We start from the raw sequence: 19,029 nt of genomic DNA on the forward strand, positions 1-19,029 counted from the left end.
GTATCCCAATAGCTAAGCATTGTAAGTCTTAATGGTGTTATATTTTTCCAGAATCAATGCGCAGAAGGAAGAAAGTTTGCTTTCAGGAGTAAAACTGTTGCAGCTTTGGTTGGATCATTTGCTGACCACAGGTCTGTATTCAAATCTCAATTTAGAACAATCGCTGCGTGAAATTTCAACCCGATTGGTTGATTGTGGCTTGCCTGGAGTAGCCCGGAAATTGAGAAGAATTCCAGAGGTTTTGGCAAAGGAAAAGGAAAGTTTGGATACCGTTTTCCGATATTGGGAGAATTATATCTTTTTGCCGAAAATTCCAACATATTGCGACCCTAACAGATTTAGAAAAGGAAGACCTTTTAACTTTCAGTGGAATTCCCTTTTCAAAAAAAAACCTGCCTGAAGAAAATTCAGTTACGGATCATTGGATCTACTTAGGCATGGCTTTGGACAAAGAAGAAAATATGTCCGTATATCGACATTGGTTTTATGGCAGGACTCATAAAACCAAATGCTTGTTTATTGAATTTAAATTCGGCCTTTGGAATCAACCTAGTCAATTCTTCTTGGGCAGGAATTACCATGCTGCCGTTCAATTTTTTCCTTCGATGGCGCCGGTACGAATAAGCGATGCACCTTCGCGTACTTTTATTCAGATGCCAAATATAGCGATTGAGTCAATTACGCTTGGGAAAGCACTTGACCATTTTGCATGGTTGCTTAGCTACAATCCATTTCTTCCTAACTTTATTTACGTGCTGCAAGATATTAAACTGGCAACTGAAAATAAAATTTGGTATGTCTCTGATGGTGGCGAGAACTGTGTACCCTTAGATCATTCAATTGAAAGTATACCTCAACTTATGACATTAAGTGATCATCCCAAATGTCAATTCATAGCTGAGTATAACGGTCGCAAATTTAAAGTATTAAGTGTGGTAGTGGATGGATGGTTTTTTTAGATTAAAGATTATGGATAATAGATAATAGATAATGGATATTAGATTACAGACTAACAGACTAACAGACTAGCAGACTAACAGACTAGCAGACTAGCAGACTAACAGACTAACAGTCAAACAGACTATCAGACTAACAGACTAACAGTCAAACAGACATCTTCCTGCTAGACTAACAGACTTCTTCCCACAATCCAAGTTTTTCCAAATGCCTTTCCAATTCAGCCATGTTGTAAAATGGGATGGCGTCATATTTTAAGAATGATTCAACATTGGTTTCAGCCGCGTACCCGAAACACTGCATGCCGGCTAATTTGGCAGCATGGGCTCCATGTTCACTATCTTCAATGATTAAACACTGATAGGGGGCATAATTCAAAGTTGTGGCTACATGGATAAATAAATCGGGATCTGGTTTAAATTTTTGGATGTCGTGTCCAGAAAAAATATGTTCTCTTTTAAAATGTTTGAGTAAACCTGTGACTTCAAGATTGTGCAGAATTTTAATCTGCGGACCATTGGAAGCTACACTTTGATTGACCTGCAGTGATTGTAAGATACTTTCTACGCCCGCTACAGCTTTTAACTCCTGCTTAAAGAGTTCAAAGCTCCGGCTTCGGTATTCCTGCTCTATCAAGAATGATTCCGGTACGATGGCCTGTGCTTTTACGTAATCAATTGCTTTATAAATAGAGCCACCTTTCAGGCTATGATATACTTCATCGTAAGTACTGGTGCCTCCTAATTCTAAAATAATGTTATGGAAAGCTTTGGTAGCTAAATGTTCACTGTCCACAAGCACTCCATCACAATCCCAGATTACCAATTGGATTTTTTCAGGCTTCATATGATGAACTGTTGAATTGATACCATCCATTTGTTTAGTTGTAAAAATTATAATAGACACAAAGCTAAGAAATTTGATAAGAGCTATGCGAACATCAGACCAAACGCAAGCCATCCTTGAGTTTTGCAATACAGGAAGAGTTCAATATTTATCCTTGCTGAAGTAAATTGAAATAGTTTGAAAACATTGGATATAAAAATGTTTGGGAGAAGTAATATTACGCTATTTTTTTAGATTGCTGTGTTGGATTATTAATCCAGTACTATTATTTCTAATTCATTAAAAAATAAGTGGCTGTACTTTTTAGAAAGATGTATTCGATTTAAAAAAGGAAAACAATTAATATTATGCCAATATTATTTATTGATGAAGCGAAATTTAGGCTATTGTAAATTGTCAACACTATGTAAAGTAATAAATAAGTTAAGTTCTATTTTTCATTAATTAATTAAAATGGAGATGTAAACCACGATCACACATCTAATTTTATGCCCTAATTCAATTCATGAAGAAAAAAGTATTACATATTGTTGGTTCGCTAAATCAGACCAAACAACTCCATAAGATCTCTCTCGAAATGCCAGAGTATGATCATTATTTTACGCAATATTTTGGGGAAGGAATTTTTTTCAAGTGGATAGCAGAGAGTGGCTTGGTTGATTGGACCATCATGGGTACTAACAGTGCTTTTCGAAAGGAGCAAAAATCTTATTTGCAAAAAGTTCAGGCAAAATACGATTATCGCGGGGAGCAATACAGAGATGAATATGAACTTGTATTTATGTGCAGTGACTTAATGGTGCCTGCCAAGTTTTATAATGCTAAATTAGTCTTTGTTCAGGAAGGAATGACGGATCCTGTTTCTAATAAATCAATGTTGGTTAGAAAATTACGGTTGCCTGGATGGATGACTGGTGATACTTCATTGAACGGATGTTCAAATCAATGCGATTTGTATTGTGTAGCATCTGAAGGGTATGCAAAGTTTTTTACAGAAATGGGTACTGATGAATATAAAATAAGAGTAACGGGAATTCCAAATTTTGATCATGCTGCTTCTTTCATAAACAATGATTTTCCGCTTCGCAATTATGTACTTGTTTGTACTTCTGATATCCGGGAGGTAGGCGGAAAGGAGGATCGAATGGAATTTTGCAAAGTTGTAAAAATATAGCGGGTGGACGAAAGATTGTTTTTAAACTTCACCCAAATGAAAAAGTTCATCGGGCTATTCGTGAAATAGAGAAGGTATTTGCAGATACTGCGGAAGTCTATACGGCTTGTAACACGGATCATATGATCGCAAATTGCGAGGAGTTGATCACCCAATTTTCTTCGGTCGTATATATTGGAATGGCTCTGGGTAAAAAAGTATATTCATATTTTCCAATAGAGCAACTGAAAGAAAGGATGCCCATTCAGAATGGAGGAACTTCAGCGAAATTGATTGCTGAATGGTCAAAAGCTATATTACTTGAAGAAGATCTTGAATTTGTACCAGCTGTAAAATATTTTCAGAGCAGTCAATTATTATTCAATGACTAGTATTGTAACACTGATCCAGGCCCGGACAGGTTCAAGTAGATTTCCAGCGAAAATATTAAAACCTGTTCTCAGTCAGACGATGTTATATCGAATGATGGAAAGAGTCAGACAATCTCAATGGGCCGGACAAATTGTAATTGCAACAACTGATTTGCCTGAAGACAGAATCATCGAAAAAATTTGTGAACAAAACGAATGGGAATGTTTTCGTGGCGATGAACTTGATTTGTTGACAAGGCATTACCAGGCCGCTAAAAAATATAAGGCGGATATAGTTTTGAAAATACCTTCAGATTGTCCGTTGATTGATCCGGGGATTATAGATAAAACGGTACAGTACTTCATGAATAATTCATTTGATTATGTAAGTAATTTACATCCTCAAACATACCCGGATGGAAATGATGTTGAAGTCATGTGTATGGATGCTTTGGAATATACATGGGCGACTGCAAGACGCGATTTTGAAAGAGAACATACGACACCTTTTATTTGGGAAAACAAGGACCTTTTTAATATAGGGAATGTAAAATGGGAGACCGGATTCAATTATTCTATGAGCCACAGGTTTACTTTAGATTATCCAGAAGATTACCAATTTATTGGAAAAATATTTGAAAAACTATACCCGAGCAATCATCAATTCTCTTTGAATGACATTTTAACGCTGCTAGAAGGGGAACCCGAATTGATGGATATAAATGCAATGTATGCAGGAGTCAATTGGTATCGCCATCATTTAAGCGAATTGCAAACTGTTTCTGCAGATGAAACTAGAATTCTCAATGATTCATGGAAATAAGTAAACTACAGCATCTGAAATCGCAGGCATTACTTGTCCGCGAGCACATCATCCAGTTGTCCACCAATGGAGGTTGCTTTATAGGAGCTTCATTATCGTGTACCGATCTTTTGGTTTACCTCTATTTTGAATTTTTAAAAATCGATAAAGAAAACTTAAGAGATCCCCAACGCAATATCCTGCTTTTATCAAAGGGCCATGATGTATTTGCATTATATGGATGTCTTGCTGAATTAGGATTGCTTGAAAAAGGGAGATTGCAGAATCATCTCAAAACAAATGACTCTATTTACTGGCATCCAAATCGATCTATTCCCGGAGTAGAATTTCATTCCGGCTCACTTGGACAGTTGCCTTCAGTTGGATTGGGCATAGCTTTGGATTGCAGGATAAGAAATATTCAGAATCATGTAATTGTCATAGTTGGCGATGGTGAATTAAATGAAGGTTCGGTTTGGGAATGCCTTTTAGTGGCCTCTGCTTTAAAATTAAACAGGATTTGTTGGGTGGTCGATCGAAATTATTTTCAAGCGAACAAAGAAACAGAAGAGTTAATACCACTTGAACCATTGAATCAAAAATTCGAAGCATTTGGAGCTGTTGTTGAACGAATTGACGGTCATGATTTTTTGCAACTGGACGCTGCATTTAGCAGACTTCCATTTTCAGCAGACAAGCCCAGTGTTATTATCTGCGATACAGTTCGGGGAAAAGGGCTCCCAAGTATAGAAAAACGTGCCGACCGCTGGTTTGTGAATTTCAGTGAACGGGAAGTGAGTGAACTCAAGAACGAACTTCATGGTCAGCATGCTGCGATACTTGAATCAGAAACTTTAACTGTAAGATGAAAACCTACCAGGACCTTTTAAGAGAATTGTCTGTAACTAACGAACGTTTGTTTGTTTTGACAGCAGAAAACAGGGCATTGATCAGAGATCTTCCTGAAACGATGGGTGAGCGGTTTATTGATGTTGGTATTGCAGAACAAACGATGATAGGAATGGCTGCAGGACTTGCATTGAGAGGACGTATTCCCATTTGTCATGCTTTAGCTCCGTTTTTAATTTTCAGGGCATATGAATTTATCAGAAACAATATATGCATACCGGGTTTACCAGTAAAATTGAGCGGATACATTCCCGGTTTTCTCTCAGATGGAAACGGGCCTACACACCAAGCACTTGAAGATTTAAGTTTGATGCGTGGCCTCCCACATATGGAAGTATATTGTCCGGCCGATGAACAGGATATGTTGTCCATGTTGCCGGACATCTGGGAATCTGAAAAACCAGCATACATAAGAGTCAATACCCGTAAAACACAATTTGAACATGCTGTTTTTGAAAAAGGCAAAGCAGAGCTCATTTCATTGGGTAGTGATGTAAATATTATAGTTGCAGGTTTTTTATTTGAACAAGCCATGCAAACAAAGGCATTGTTGGAAGCCCAGGGAATATCTGTGGGCATTACTAACATTCGTTCGTTGAAGCCACTCGATGAAACTGCATTATTGCAATTGGCAGCTCAGAATTCATGGATAATTACTATGGAGGACCATTTTCAGAAAGGCGGTTTATACTCTGCGGTAGCTGAAACCTATCTAAAATATCAAGTGAAGGCTAAAGTGATGCCTTTTGCATTGAGTGATCAGTGGTTCAGGCCTGCACTCCTGGATGATGTTTTGAAATTTGAAGGATTTACAGCAGAAGCTATGTTTCATAAAATTTATAATAAAATAAATTGTTTGCAATATGTCCAATTCAATTAAATGGAATGCAGAGTATCCGGATATTAGTAAGTCCAGGGAACTTCTTTTAAAAGCCAGGAAAATCATGCATCCGGTATCGCAAACACTTGCAAAGGCTCCTGGTCAATTTAGTGAAGGAGTTTGTCCGGTATTTGTAGACAGGGCAAAAGGAAATAGAATCTGGGATATTGATGGCAATAAATATCTGGATTATTATGCGGCCATTGGACCTATTTCCTTGGGTTATTGTTATGATCGAGTAGATGATGCCATTCGTGAGCAACTTGCAAAAGGGATAAGCTTTTCTCTGATGCATCATTTGGAATATGAGGTTTGCGAAATGATTCACCAAATTATTCCAAACGCTGAAAGTATAAGGATAAGCAAAACAGGTGCAGATGTCTGCAGTGCTGCCATAAGAGTTGCAAGGGCTTTTACTAAAAGAGAAAAAATACTTTGCTGCGGATATCACGGTTGGCATGATTGGTATATCGGCACAACAACGCGCGATTATGGAATTCCGCAATCGGTGAAAGAACTTACAGAGACATTCAAATATAATGATCTGGAAGATATTAAATTAAAGCTGGATCATCAGGTTGCAGCTGTAATTTTGGAACCCTTTGTATTTGAAACATGCAAGCCTGGATATCTGGAAGGATTGAAGGCGCTTTGTGAAGCCAATGGAAGTTTATTAATTTTTGATGAAATGTGGACGGGTTTCCGAATCGCCATTGGTGGAGCGCAGGAATATTTTAATGTTAAACCTGATCTTGCCGTTTATTCAAAGGCCGTTGCAAATGGCATGCCGATTGCATTTCTTACCGGTAGAAAAGATGTCATGTCCTGGTTTGAAAAGGATGTTTTCTTTTTCTCTACTTTCGGAGGAGAGACTTTGTCCTTAGCAGCAGCGAAAGCAACGATCACTGAACTCATTGAAAAGAATGTTCCGGAACATTTAAGATCAATAGGCGCACTCTTAAAGGATGGCTTGAATCAACGCATTGTACAAAATGAATTGCAGGAATATATGGAGTGCTCAGGTTATCCCTGCAGGACCCTTTTGAGTTTAAAGAGTTCAGTTGCTTCACCTCTGAGTATCTATGCTTATATACAACAAGAGTTGTTGAAATTTGGAATTCTGTGGAGTAAATTCCACAATATGACTTATTCTTTTACAGAAGCTGATGTGGACTACACTTTGAGAGCTTATGATGAGGTTTTGAAATTGCTTAAACAACGTTTTGAAAATGGAGATGTGGACCATAAATTAGTAGGGCAACCTATGGATGTCGTATTTCGTCCGATTAAATTTTAGCATGGAAAATTTATTTTCATTAAAAGATAAAATTGCAATTGTAACAGGAGCAAATGGATTGCTGGGAGTAAATCATTGCACTGCACTCCAAAATGCTGGAGCGATAGTGGTCGGATGTGATCTAAAATTTGAAGAATCAGCCTCCACTGAAACTATACATCGGTTTGAGATGGATGTGACTGATAAGAATTCTATTGAATCTGTTTATCAGGAAATTTTACGCTTGTACGGTACCATTGATATTTTGGTAAATAATGCAGCTGTAAATGACATGTTTGAAAATCCAGCGCTTGCTTTGGAAAATTCAAAATTTGAAAACTATCCGATTGAGATGTGGCAAAAATCGTTTAATGTCAACGTAACCGGGGTTTATTTATGTAGCCAGGTATTTGGTTCGCACATGGCAAATAGATCAGGAGGAAGTATTATTAATATCGCATCGACTTATGGAGTGGTGGGTCCTGATCAGCAGTTATATGTGGACGATCAAGGTATTCAAAATTTTTATAAATCACCGGCTTATCCGTCTACCAAAGCAGCAGTCATTGGTTTTACAAAATACCTGGCTGCCTATTGGGGAAAAAATAATGTGCGCGTCAATGCATTATGTCCGGGTGGTGTAGAAAATAACCAGGAAAAATGGTTTGTTCAAAATTACGCTGCAAGAACTTGTTTGCAAAGAATGGCAAATGTGGATGATTATCGCGGAGCTTTGATTTATTTGGCAAGCGATGCATCCTCTTATATGACTGGTGCAAATCTTATTGTAGATGGAGGTTGGACCGCAATTTAATGTTTAATAATAAAAATCATAATATGAAAGAAATTGTTTTATCATATGGACGGCAAATAGGACCCGGACATCCATGTTTTATTATCGCCGAAATTGGTATCAATCACAATGGAGATTTGGATATCGCCAAAAAATTAATATTTGAGGCTGCCCAGGCAGGTTGTGATGCAGTCAAATTTCAAAAGAGAACTCCTGAAGTATGTACACCCCGCGATGAATGGGATCGCATGCGCGATACACCTTGGGGTCGCATGAAGTATATTGACTATCGTTATAAAGTTGAATTTGATTTCGCAGCTTACCAGGAAATTGATGACTATTGTCGCTCGTTAGATATCTGTTGGTTTGCTTCCTGCTGGGACAAAGAATCAGTGGATTTTCTGGAGCAATTTAAACCAGTCCTATATAAAGCTTCTTCAGCATCTTTGACGGATTTGGATTTGTTGCATAAAATGAAAAGTACCGGAAAGCCTTTGATGTTATCAACCGGAATGTCGACTCTTGAACAAATCATGAATGCTACAGATGTATTGGGTCTTGACCAGATACTTATTGCGCATTCTACATCTGCATATCCATGTTCGCTGGAAGAGTTAAACTTACGAATGATTCACTCACTGATGGAGCTGTATCCAAATACAGTTATTGGTTACTCCGGTCATGAAACCGGGCTGGCTACCACTCTGGCTGCTGTGGCGATGGGAGCTGCATTTATTGAACGTCACTATACATTGGATCGGGCGATGTGGGGTTCAGATCAGGCTGCAAGTGTCGAAGTAGAAGGCATGAGAAGATTGGTGAGGGATATTCGCGATATTGAAAAGGCAGCTGGTGACGGGATCAAAAGAGTTTACGATAGTGAAGTTGGACCTATGAAAAGACTTCGCAAAACACCCACCGAACATTCGTTAGTATAGGATAGAGACTTGGGCTAATGGAATTTTTAAGGGACCTGGAAGCTTTTCAAATTGAAAGAACCGGGACTTTTGTTTTAGCAGGTGTCATCTTGTTGGTGATGATACTTGAACGCAAGATGCCTTATACAAAGGAAGTCAATTTTTTTCGTAAGGACTTTTGGATGGATTTGCTTTGGTATACACTCATTCAATCGTATCTGCTGAAGCTGTTCATATTTGATTTAGTCATTCTGCCATTTAAGAATTACATGGGTTGGAGTGGAGTAGGGTGGATCAGTCATTGGCCCATATGGTTTTTAGTTTTTTTATTCCTGGTGACTCATGATTTTTATATCTATTGGTTTCACAGGTGGCAACATCATAATAAATGGCTTTGGAAAACGCACGAAGCGCATCACAGTGTGCGAGATGTGGATTGGTTAGCTGGCTCGAGATCTCATCCTTTGGAAATATTTATCAACCAGACGATCGAGTTCGCGCCTATCATTTTGTTACTAGATTCAAAAACTGCGGCCATCATTGTTCCCGCTAAAGCATTTCTGGATGCCGTGTGGGGAATCTGGATCCATTCCAATATTGATTTAAAATTGGGAAAAGCTATTTATGTCATTAACGGACCAGAGATGCACCAATGGCATCATGCCAATCACAAAGAAGTTTTTTATGCAAATTATGCAACTAAATTTTCATTTTTTGATTGGTTGTTTGGAACCGCATTTTTACCTGAAAAGCGACCGGTGAAGTGGCCTATATTAAAACCCTTAGGTTTCGGACTTCCATACAGATTTCCAGATACATATCTGGGACAAACGATTTATTCGTTTTACAAAGTAAAAATTGATAAATTGAATACCTTGCATTTTATCCATCTATTAAATAATATTAAGCTTAGATTGCCAAAAAGGGTTCATTTAAAATTGAGGTCATGGTTTAATTATATTTTTTCAAATAATAGCTTTCCTTATCAATTGGATGATCAAAAAAGAAAATGTCCACATTGTTTATCCGAAATAAATAAATATTTTGATAAGAATATACAAATCCACCAGTGCAGTAAATGTGGAGTTGTTTTAGAGAAAAAATCAGAGTTTGTAAATTGATGAAAATTTTGGATTGATGAATTTATTTTGTACATTTATACTTTTAAATTAACTTGATTTTGGCATAAGTATCTATTCATTAGCTGAGGAAGTGAGAAGCTATTCTGATTAGGCAACAAGAAGAATAATTATTGACTAAAATAAGTTGATGAATTTTGGAATTATAGTATGCAAGTGAAATTCAAAGTGTACGATGTATAAATCCTTGAAGCACCTGTTGAGCGTCTATTGAATCCATTAAACATGGTGATCCATGTTTGCTTTTCACTTCAGTCTACATTTTTGAATTACATCATGAACTTGGAAGAAATAAACATCCATCATCAAGAGAGGAAATGGGAATGAAGTAGGAAAAATAGGATCTGTAACGTTTCTATTTTATTTATCAAAGTTTCAAGATATCAGTCTCCTAGTTCTTCATGTTAACTTTTTCCAATTTGGCTTTGATTTATATTATTCGGAAAATATTCCGCAATAAAATATTTACAATATTGTTTGATCTCATCTCTTACCATTCTAAATGCGTTCAAGATTTCATCAGAGCTTCCTTTAGCATTTGCAGGATCGGTGAAATTTTGGTGGAATGATTTGCTTTGAATTGGAAACAGAGGGCAACTTTCTTTTGCGTGATCACAAACGGTGATGATGCATTCAAAGTTAAGGTTTTCGAATTCCTCAATTGTATTTGAAGTTTGTAAACTTACATCAATGCCGTCTTCGAGCATGACTTCGATCATATTTTTGTTTAACCCATCTGCGCGGATTCCAGCGCTGAAGATCTGCAGGCCTTGAGAATAATATTTTAAATAGGCTTCTGCCATTTGACTTCTACAACTATTACCTGTACATAAAACTAAAATATTACGTCCCCCTGTTTCCATTTCCTGATGAAGTATTATTAATTGCAACATCCTGGCGCGCAACAACCGGATTTAACTTTGGGTTTCTCTGCGAATACACTGATGCTGTAAATTCCAAATTCTTTGTTTTGATAGCGCTTTAGGTCTTCCTCTCCAAGATATTGAGAGAGGATGTCCAAAGGTATTTCTATGGGTCTTAGCTTTTGGATTTCCAAATTTTCAAATCCTGTTTTCTTGATATATTCCAAATACTCACCTTGTTGTATTGCGCCTGAAACGCAGCCGGCATACATCTCAGCCTGATCTTTAACTTTATCGGGCAAATCGCCTTGCAGGACCACGTCAGAAATAGAAAAATGACCACCGGGTTTTAAAACTCTGTATATTTCTTTAAATACTTTTGCCTTATCTGGTACGAGATTGAGAACACAATTGCTAACGATAACATCGGCAAAATTGTCTTTAACAGGCATATCTTCGATATCTCCTAGTAGAAATTCCACATTACTATAGCCGAGATTTTGAGCATTAATTCTTGCTTTTTCAATCATTTCGACGGTAAAATCGATACCGAGAACTTTCCCGGTCGGGCCAGTCTGATCTCTTGCAATGAAGCAATCGTTACCTGCTCCGGATCCGAGGTCAATAACCACATTACCTTCCTTAATTTTGGCAAATTCAGTAGGCAAACCGCAGCCCAAACCCAGGTCAGCTTCCTCTTGATATCCTTTCAAAGCTGTATAATCTTCAGTCATAATGTTGTACACTTCTGTACTACAACCGCCTGATCCACAGCATGATGATTGGTTTGTTTCCTTTGATTGAAGCGCAATTTGTGCGTACTTTTCGCGTACAATTTGCTTGAGGTCATTTGCATTTTCATATTCGTGTTTATTTCTAAAACGTAATATTACGATAAAAGGTTTAAGTTTAGCAACAATTTTTCGAATCATCCGGATTATGATCCAAAAGTCGGAAAGCGTCTTTCTGATCTTCAGCCAGGACTTCATGTTGATACAATAACATACTGAAGGACCCTCTATTTCACCCTGAATGAGTCCTGAAGCTTTAAGTTCTTTTAGATGTTGACTGATCGTACTTTGAGCCAGAGGTAATTCTTCGACGATATCGCCACATACGCATTGTTTCCGCATAAAGAGGATCTTGAGAATAGCTATCCTTGCAGGATGGGCGAGCGCCTTGGCGTATTTTGCCAATTCATTATCGGTTGTGCTGAATAATTCAGATTTTGTGGTACCCATTTCATCGTAAATTTACGATGATTAAACCAAATTTAGGGAGTTAAAGTTTAGCTTTTGTTTCAATTTGTAAATTTCATCTGTTATGATAATCGGGACTTAGTATATTTTATACAATCAATAGGTACTGAAGTTATCATTTTCACATGATGTTCAAATTGATATAAATACATTACCATTAGATAACATTAACTTCATTAATAATTTACATTAATCATACAAATTAGTCATGTTTCCATAACGATCTGATGTATCACCTGCATACTTACTTCCACTAATTTTGCAGCAGAAGTGTGAATTGAATTGAAAATGAAATCTTGTTTGCAGAATCATCTGAAAAATGTATTTGCTTATAAATGCATAAGTAAATCATTTAAACCCATTGTATCAACGCATACAAACTCGGAATGCAATGGCTGGGTGAGATGTGGATTAAGTTTAACAAATGTCCCAAATGATTTATGCAACAATAATAGATTAAAACCATTCAATTCAAATTCTGCTTTTGCGTTTCCTAGAATTCTAAAATTAGTGGAAAATTGTTTTTCCATAATTAAGATAGAGATTTCATTTCAACACTTTTTTACAGCAGCTGCCTGTTTTTCGGGCAGCTGTTTTTTTTGTAACGGCATTCTAAAAACAGTGTTATCCCATAATTTCATAATCATTTCATAACAATAGCTTCATGTTAAGGGATCTGCTACGACCTAATTTTGCAACGTAAAAACAAATTAAAAAAAATTACAAGCTATTTTATGAAACAACTATTACTTACACTCTATTTTTTATTGCCGCTTGTTCTCTGTGCGCAGGTGGTAAACATTACGGATGCAGATCTTGAAGGAAACAAAGTTTACAACTGGACAAAAAACAATACCTACATTTTAGATGGTTTGGTATTTTTGGAAACAGGAGGCGTATTAAATATCGAAGCCGGAACTGTCGTAAAATTCACGGATCGCGCAGATGTTGGAAATCCATCCGCATTAGTGATCACCAGAGGGGCAAAAATTTATGCAGAAGGAACTGCAGATGCACCTATCATTTTTACAGCCATTGCAGATGATGTAAATAATCCAACAGATTTAGGTCCGACAGATAATGCATTATGGGGTGGAATTGTAATTCTTGGAAAAGGGATTACACAAAAAAGTGGAAATTCTGAAGTCAATATAGAAGGAATCAGTTTAGCAGAAACCCGTGGACAATACGGCGGAACAGACAATAACGATGATTCAGGAGTCATGAGATATGTCTCAATACGCCATGGTGGCCGTCAGATCATATCCGGAAACGAATTGAACGGATTGAGTTTGGGAGCAGTAGGAAGTAAGACCGTTTTAGAGTACATTGAAATATATGCAAATTCAGATGATGGAATTGAATTTTTCGGAGGAGCACCAAATGTAAAATATGCAGTTGTAGCATTTGCAGAAGATGACAGTTATGATTGGGATGAGGTATTTGTAGGAAAAGGACAATTCTGGTTTTCGATTCAGAGATCAGACATCGCGGATGCAGGTGGGGAGTTGGACGGAACAACGCCGGATGATTTAACTCCATATTCAAATCCAACCGTATACAACTGGACGCATATCGGAGCTGGTCCCGGAGCAGCAGCATCTAATCCGGTGGGTTGGTTGTTGAGAGCTGGTACTGGAGGAACGATAGCGAATTCTATTGTAACTGAAATGAAAAACAAAGCGATCGAAGTACAGGATCGCGCATCAGGAGTAAATGATGCTTACAGCAAATTGGGAACTGGTGAATTAAAAATTCAGAACAATTTATTCTGGAGAAACGGAAGCAACACATCTTTAGATGGAACATCTACAGGAATCATTAGAATTACCAGTGGTGCAGAAGATGCAACTGCTGCTGCACTGATCACACATCTTACCAATAATGTAAATGAGATTAATGATCCGGGCATCATGAATATCAGCAGAATTCAGGATGAAACACTGGATCCTAGACCCTTAAGAAGTGGTGCAGCATATAATACATCAATGGCAACATATCCAAATGACGCATTTTTTACTCAGGTAAACTACAAAGGCGCATTTGGTTCAAATGCTGACAATTTATGGATTCAAGGCTGGACAGCACTGGATCAAAATAATCATTTAAAAGATTTATCAACTTCAGGAACAACCATAAACATTACGGATGCAGATCTTGAAGGAAACAAAGTTTACAACTGGACAAAAAACAATACCTACATTTTAGATGGTTTGGTATTTTTGGAAACAGGAGGCGTATTAAATATCGAAGCCGGAACTGTTGTAAAATTCACGGATCGTGCAGATGTTGGAAATCCATCCGCATTAGTGATCACCAGAGGGGCAAAAATTTATGCAGAAGGAACTGCAGATGCACCTATCATTTTTACAGCCATTGCAGATGATGTAAATAATCCAACAGATTTAGGTCCGACAGATAATGCATTATGGGGTGGAATTGTAATTCTTGGAAAAGGAATTACACAAAAAAGCGGAAACGCAGAAGTCAATATAGAAGGAATCAGTTTAGCTGAAACCCGCGGTCAATACGGCGGAACCGACAATAATGATGACTCAGGAGTCATGAGATATGTGACCATTCGACATGGTGGTCGTCAAATCATCTCCGGAAATGAATTGAACGGTTTGAGCTTAGGAGCGGTAGGGAGCAAAACAGTTTTAGAATACATTGAAATATATGCAAATTCAGATGATGGAATTGAATTTTTTGGAGGAGCCCCAAATGTAAAATATGCAGTCGTTGCATTTGCTGAAGATGACAGTTACGATTGGGATGAAGTATATGTAGGAAAAGGACAATTTTGGTTTTCAATTCAGAGACCAGACATCGCAGATGCGGGTGGTGAATTGGATGGTACTACTCCTGATGATTTAACTCCATTTTCTAGCCCAGCTATTTACAACTGGACACATATCGGAGCAGGTCCTGGAGCTGCCGCATCTAATCCTGTGGGTTGGTTGTTTAGAGCGGGAACTGCAGGTACTGTAGCCAACTCCATTGTAACGGAGATGAAAAACAAAGCGATCGAAGTACAGGATCGCGCAGCAGGCGTGAATGATGCATATAGCAAATTGGGAACCGGCGAATTAAAAATTCAGAACAATTTATTCTGGAAAAACGGAAGCAACACAACATTGGATGGAAGTGCTACAGGAATCATCAGAATAACCAGCGGAGCAGAAGATGCAACAGCTGCCGCATTGATAGCACATCTTACCAATAATCAAAACAGTATCAATGATCCGGGTATACGCAGCATCAGTCGTATTCAGGATGGCAAATTGGACCCACGTCCTTTAGCAAATGGGGCTGCGTATAATACACCATTAGCTGTAGCGCCTATGGACGGATTTTATACGATGTGTAATTTTAAAGGAGCTTTTCCTGCAGATGCGGGAAGAAACTGGATCCATACATGGACAACGCTGGATAGAAATGGGCATTTAAGTGCTGATATTTCAACAGGAAATGAGGATGAAATAAATCCAACATTAGCGCAATTTGATATTTATCCTAATACTGTATCAAAGGGAAGAGAAGTTACCATTGCTACAGATGTTGATGAAAAAATCAGAATAGAAATATATACGATCAACGGACAATTCATTCAATTGATTCCTGCGGATGCGGTTAAGCAATCTTTGAATTTTTTGGAGAGAGGATTATACATTATAAAGTTTAAAACCGAAAGCGGAAAAATCGCAGTCAGGAAACTGATTGTCGAGTAAGGACGATATTCTTTTAAAAAACAAAGCAGAGGGTTTGGTTACGCGAATCCTCTGCTTTGACATTATAAAAATTACTAAAATATGAAATCAGTGTTAATGAAAATCTTAAGTCTATTATTTGTTTTTATTTCTTTTCAGTTGGCAGGCCAAAACGGAATTTTGAGTGGTAATATCACTGACAAAACAACCGGTGAAACGGTTATCGGTGCTACTGTTGTGATTCATAAGGGCGACCAGCAAGTTACTGGAACAACTACCGATTTTGATGGAAAATATCATCTGAACTTGGCTCCCGGAATTTACGATGTTGTCGTAAGTTATCTTTCTTATGGAAAGCAAACCATTACAGGTTTGGAAATTGTTCGAGGAAAAACAAATTTACTGGATATTACCTTAGAAGAAGAAACCGCCGAATTGACAGAAGTAGTAGTGACTGCAAATGTGGTTAAAAATACCGAAGCAGCTGTTATTGCTTTGCAACGCAAAGCATTTGCAATTCAGGATGGAGTTTCTTCTCAGCAGATCAGCCGAACAGGTAGCTCAAACGCTGCTGACGCGATGAGACAATCTACAGGTGCGGTTATAGAAAGCGGGAAATTTATTGTCATGAGAGGATTGGGTGATCGTTATTCTCTTTCTCAACTGAACGGAATTACCTTACCAAGTACGGATCCTTACCGCAACAGTACAAGTTTGGATTTGATTCCGGCTCAAATGATCGATAATATTGTTACCATTAAAACTTTTACACCGGACTTGCCGGGAAATTTCTCCGGAGGTTTGATCAATATCAATACCAAAACAATACCTGATAATTTTAATTTGGCATTTTCGATAAGTTCTGAATATAACACTCAATCTTCTTTTATTGATAATTTTAATACACACCCTACAAGGGGTAAAACAGATTGGCTCGGATTTGAAGATGGTACACGCGATCATCCTGAATTACTCCTGGATCCAAATGTTCGCGATCCATTATCATCAAGTACTTCTCTGCAGGCAAGAGACCCCAATCCGTCAAAGGATGGTGTGCGATCTATTTTTGATCGGACATCTAAAGCATTAAGTAATGAGTTTGTTCCTGAAGCACAAAAAACCAAGCAAAATTTGGGTTTCAATTTTTCAGTTGGAGATAGGATTAAGTTTTTAGGAAAAGATCTTGGTTATACACTTGCATTAAATTACTCATCCAATTACAGTCATTATGATGGCGGTGCAGTATCGACATATGTGAATAACAATACTGAAAATTTGTTTCCGTACCAATCGCTTACAGAAAGTAAAAGTGTATACAATCCGGCGTTGGGAGGATTATTTAATTTGGCTTATAAATTCTCTGAGAATCACGTGATCAACGGAAATGTCATATTTAACAATGACGCTGAAATTATAAGCCGGAGCCAATCAGGTGAGTATTTAGGCCAGGTCTCGAATAGTTTGGCAGAATTTAATACAAGTTCTTTAGAATTCATCCAAAGACAAGTTACTACTTACCAATTGGGAGGCAAACATGTATTTGCAAATCTTGGCAACTCAAGTATTGATTGGATGGCGGGAACCTCCAATGCATTCCAGAAAGAACCCGATCTTCGTTATTTTGCTTATACAGTTGTTGAAGAGGAAGGAGAAAGAGAATACTATATCAATAATTCAGAAATAGCTTATCCTTATCATTTTTTTAGGAATTTAAATGATCAGTTATCACAGGCAAAAGTTGATATTTCCATACCATTTCTAACAGGAGGCAATCCGGGTAGTTCGAACAAAATAAAGTTTGGCGGATACTTCAGTTCACTCAAACGCGATTTCAGTGAGTACCGTTACCAATTAAATAATTCAGGTACTTCTTCCGATCGCAGCTTCACCTCATATGATGGTGATTTCGAAGGTTTTTTTAATTACGATAATTTTGGCATTGTAGATACGACTTTTAATCCAAATGGAAGTGTCCAAAGATACGTAACCGGTTTACATTATGTAAATCAGATCAATGCACGCAATTTTTATAGCGGTGATCAGGAAATTGCAGCGGCTTATTTAATGGCTGTGTATAATGTACATCCGAAAGTTAAACTCATTGGAGGAGCCAGAGTCGAAACTACAAATTTGAGTGTTAAAAGCCAGGAACCAACTGTACCGGAAGGTAAGATTGATCAAACAGATATATTGTATTCATTAAATGCAATTTATTCTATTTCTGAAAAATCTAATTTGAGAGCAGCGGTTTCACAGACATTAGCCAGACCAAACATGAGAGAGTTGGCACCATTTATTCAATTTGATACCAAAAATGGTTTTTTCCACGTAGGAAACCCGGAGCTGAAAAGATCTTTGATTAAAAATTATGACCTGCGATATGAGTATTACCCAATGCCCGGAGAATTAATTGCTGTAAGTGGTTTTTACAAAAAATTCAACGACCCAATCATTCGTCAGTTTAACCCACGCGCAACAATTCCCGAATTATCATTTGTCAATGTAGATGAAGCAACCGTTTATGGAGTAGAATTAGAGTTTAGGAAAAGTTTAAATTTTATCTCGAATCGATTGAATAATTTTTATTTGAGTACAAATTTGGCTTTGGTCCATTCTGTATATGATATTCCAAGCAGTGAAGTGGAAAATTCAAAAAACATTGACCCCAGCTATGATGCTACAACGAGGCCTTTTCAGGGTCAGGCACCTTACGTAGTAAATGCAATCATCTCCTATATCAATCCTGAAAAAGGATGGGAATCTTCTATTTCTTTTAATGTAAGTGGAAAAAAATTATACAATATTTCATTGTTTGCGACTCCGGATGTTTATGAGCAGGCATTTCCATTGCTTAATTTTAAGATTTCAAAGAGAATTGCAGATAACTATCAATTGGGATTTACTGCCAGGAATATATTAAATACGATCAGCAAGAAAACGCAAAATTTTAAAAACAATGAATACATTGCGGAATCCAATAAATTGGGTACAGGATTGAGTTTAAGTTTGTCTTATCTCATTAAGTAGGGGTAAAGTCTTAAGGCTAAAGGTTTGTTCCTTCAGCCTTTAAGCTTTAGCCTTTACACCAATACTCCATTCTGAAAATTCTGCTTCAGACAAAAAGGAAAAAGATTCACCTTTCCCTTCGGCCCTT

The 19,029-nt window shown here is 37.5% G+C and carries 17 protein-coding genes; 13 read left to right on the top strand and 4 right to left on the bottom strand.

The features are described from left to right. Positions 1-31: 31 nt before the first annotated feature. Positions 32-400, top strand: coding sequence for a hypothetical protein (locus IPM92_01890; protein ID MBK9107148.1), 369 nt, complete (start codon positions 32-34; stop codon positions 398-400). Positions 401-461: 61 nt separating this feature from the next. Beyond that, positions 462-959 carry a hypothetical protein gene (locus IPM92_01895; protein MBK9107149.1) on the top strand — a complete coding sequence of 166 codons (498 nt, stop codon included), beginning with the start codon at positions 462-464 and terminating at the stop codon, positions 957-959. A 169-nt stretch (positions 960-1,128) separates the two neighbouring features. Here the strand turns inward: IPM92_01895 and IPM92_01900 are convergent, their stop codons facing one another. Next, positions 1,129-1,863, bottom strand: a complete 735-nt coding sequence (locus tag IPM92_01900; GenBank protein MBK9107150.1) for an HAD-IA family hydrolase — start codon at positions 1,861-1,863, stop codon at positions 1,129-1,131. 445 nt (positions 1,864-2,308) lie between these two features. Between IPM92_01900 and IPM92_01905 the strand changes: the two genes are divergently transcribed. The 9 genes from IPM92_01905 to IPM92_01945 are packed head-to-tail and all read left to right on the top strand — an operon-like array spanning position 2,309 to position 10,025. Further along, complete coding sequence (locus tag IPM92_01905) at positions 2,309-2,977, top strand: hypothetical protein (protein MBK9107151.1); 669 nt, start codon at positions 2,309-2,311, stop codon at positions 2,975-2,977. Continuing rightward, positions 2,956-3,348: a hypothetical protein gene (locus IPM92_01910; protein ID MBK9107152.1), complete on the top strand. Its 393-nt coding sequence runs from the start codon at positions 2,956-2,958 to the stop codon at positions 3,346-3,348. The genes IPM92_01905 and IPM92_01910 overlap by 22 nt, the downstream gene beginning before the upstream one ends. After that, on the top strand, positions 3,341-4,150 hold the full coding sequence (locus tag IPM92_01915; protein ID MBK9107153.1) for a glycosyltransferase family protein: 810 nt from the start codon (positions 3,341-3,343) through the stop codon (positions 4,148-4,150). The genes IPM92_01910 and IPM92_01915 overlap by 8 nt, the downstream gene beginning before the upstream one ends. Further along, positions 4,141-4,998 (top strand): transketolase, encoded by an 858-nt coding sequence (locus IPM92_01920; protein MBK9107154.1) that lies wholly within the window; start codon positions 4,141-4,143, stop codon positions 4,996-4,998. Before IPM92_01915 ends, IPM92_01920 begins: the two co-directional genes overlap by 10 nt. Next, on the top strand, positions 4,995-5,918 hold the full coding sequence (locus tag IPM92_01925) for a transketolase (protein MBK9107155.1): 924 nt from the start codon (positions 4,995-4,997) through the stop codon (positions 5,916-5,918). The genes IPM92_01920 and IPM92_01925 overlap by 4 nt, the downstream gene beginning before the upstream one ends. After that, complete coding sequence (locus IPM92_01930; GenBank protein MBK9107156.1) at positions 5,902-7,215, top strand: aminotransferase class III-fold pyridoxal phosphate-dependent enzyme; 1,314 nt, start codon at positions 5,902-5,904, stop codon at positions 7,213-7,215. Before IPM92_01925 ends, IPM92_01930 begins: the two co-directional genes overlap by 17 nt. Position 7,216: 1 nt before the next feature. Beyond that, entirely contained in the window at positions 7,217-8,008 is a 792-nt protein-coding gene (locus tag IPM92_01935; protein MBK9107157.1) for an SDR family oxidoreductase, read from the top strand. A 23-nt stretch (positions 8,009-8,031) separates the two neighbouring features. Continuing rightward, entirely contained in the window at positions 8,032-8,925 is an 894-nt protein-coding gene (locus tag IPM92_01940) for an N-acetylneuraminate synthase family protein (protein MBK9107158.1), read from the top strand. 17 nt (positions 8,926-8,942) lie between these two features. Beyond that, on the top strand, positions 8,943-10,025 hold the full coding sequence (locus IPM92_01945) for a sterol desaturase family protein (protein ID MBK9107159.1): 1,083 nt from the start codon (positions 8,943-8,945) through the stop codon (positions 10,023-10,025). A 422-nt stretch (positions 10,026-10,447) separates the two neighbouring features. On the opposite strand, the gene IPM92_01950 is transcribed toward IPM92_01945, so the two are convergent. From IPM92_01950 to IPM92_01960, 3 genes are all read right to left on the bottom strand, one after another. Next, positions 10,448-10,906 (bottom strand): arsenate reductase ArsC, encoded by a 459-nt coding sequence (locus IPM92_01950; GenBank protein ID MBK9107160.1) that lies wholly within the window; start codon positions 10,904-10,906, stop codon positions 10,448-10,450. Positions 10,907-10,923: 17 nt separating this feature from the next. Further along, positions 10,924-12,147, bottom strand: coding sequence for an arsenite methyltransferase (gene arsM / locus IPM92_01955; GenBank protein MBK9107161.1), 1,224 nt, complete (start codon positions 12,145-12,147; stop codon positions 10,924-10,926). Positions 12,148-12,494: 347 nt separating this feature from the next. Continuing rightward, entirely contained in the window at positions 12,495-12,695 is a 201-nt protein-coding gene (locus IPM92_01960; GenBank protein MBK9107162.1) for a hypothetical protein, read from the bottom strand. Between the two features lie 204 nt (positions 12,696-12,899). Here IPM92_01960 and IPM92_01965 point away from each other — a divergent pair, with 204 nt between their 5' ends. Together IPM92_01965 and IPM92_01970 are read left to right on the top strand one after the other, a co-directional pair. Continuing rightward, positions 12,900-15,896, top strand: coding sequence for a T9SS type A sorting domain-containing protein (locus tag IPM92_01965; GenBank protein ID MBK9107163.1), 2,997 nt, complete (start codon positions 12,900-12,902; stop codon positions 15,894-15,896). 96 nt (positions 15,897-15,992) lie between these two features. Further along, the gene (locus IPM92_01970; protein ID MBK9107164.1) at positions 15,993-18,902 is read left to right on the top strand and encodes a carboxypeptidase-like regulatory domain-containing protein; all 2,910 of its coding nucleotides are present in this window, start codon (positions 15,993-15,995) and stop codon (positions 18,900-18,902) included. Positions 18,903-19,029: the final 127 nt, after the last annotated feature.

The sequence above is a fragment of the Saprospiraceae bacterium genome (assembly GCA_016719615.1).
GTDB lineage: Bacteria > Bacteroidota > Bacteroidia > Chitinophagales > Saprospiraceae > Vicinibacter.

Coding starts and splice junctions, on each gene's coding strand:
- IPM92_01890 (MBK9107148.1), top strand. CDS start 32: ATGGTGTTATATTTTTCCAGAATCAATGCGCAGAAGGAAGAAAGTTTG.
- IPM92_01895 (MBK9107149.1), top strand. CDS start 462: ATGTCCGTATATCGACATTGGTTTTATGGCAGGACTCATAAAACCAAA.
- IPM92_01905 (MBK9107151.1), top strand. CDS start 2,309: ATGAAGAAAAAAGTATTACATATTGTTGGTTCGCTAAATCAGACCAAA.
- IPM92_01915 (MBK9107153.1), top strand. CDS start 3,341: ATGACTAGTATTGTAACACTGATCCAGGCCCGGACAGGTTCAAGTAGA.
- IPM92_01920 (MBK9107154.1), top strand. CDS start 4,141: ATGGAAATAAGTAAACTACAGCATCTGAAATCGCAGGCATTACTTGTC.
- IPM92_01925 (MBK9107155.1), top strand. CDS start 4,995: ATGAAAACCTACCAGGACCTTTTAAGAGAATTGTCTGTAACTAACGAA.
- IPM92_01930 (MBK9107156.1), top strand. CDS start 5,902: ATGTCCAATTCAATTAAATGGAATGCAGAGTATCCGGATATTAGTAAG.
- IPM92_01935 (MBK9107157.1), top strand. CDS start 7,217: ATGGAAAATTTATTTTCATTAAAAGATAAAATTGCAATTGTAACAGGA.
- IPM92_01940 (MBK9107158.1), top strand. CDS start 8,032: ATGAAAGAAATTGTTTTATCATATGGACGGCAAATAGGACCCGGACAT.
- IPM92_01945 (MBK9107159.1), top strand. CDS start 8,943: ATGGAATTTTTAAGGGACCTGGAAGCTTTTCAAATTGAAAGAACCGGG.
- IPM92_01950 (MBK9107160.1), bottom strand. CDS start 10,906: ATGGAAACAGGGGGACGTAATATTTTAGTTTTATGTACAGGTAATAGT.
- arsM (MBK9107161.1), bottom strand. CDS start 12,147: ATGGGTACCACAAAATCTGAATTATTCAGCACAACCGATAATGAATTG.
- IPM92_01960 (MBK9107162.1), bottom strand. CDS start 12,695: ATGGAAAAACAATTTTCCACTAATTTTAGAATTCTAGGAAACGCAAAA.
- IPM92_01965 (MBK9107163.1), top strand. CDS start 12,900: ATGAAACAACTATTACTTACACTCTATTTTTTATTGCCGCTTGTTCTC.
- IPM92_01970 (MBK9107164.1), top strand. CDS start 15,993: ATGAAAATCTTAAGTCTATTATTTGTTTTTATTTCTTTTCAGTTGGCA.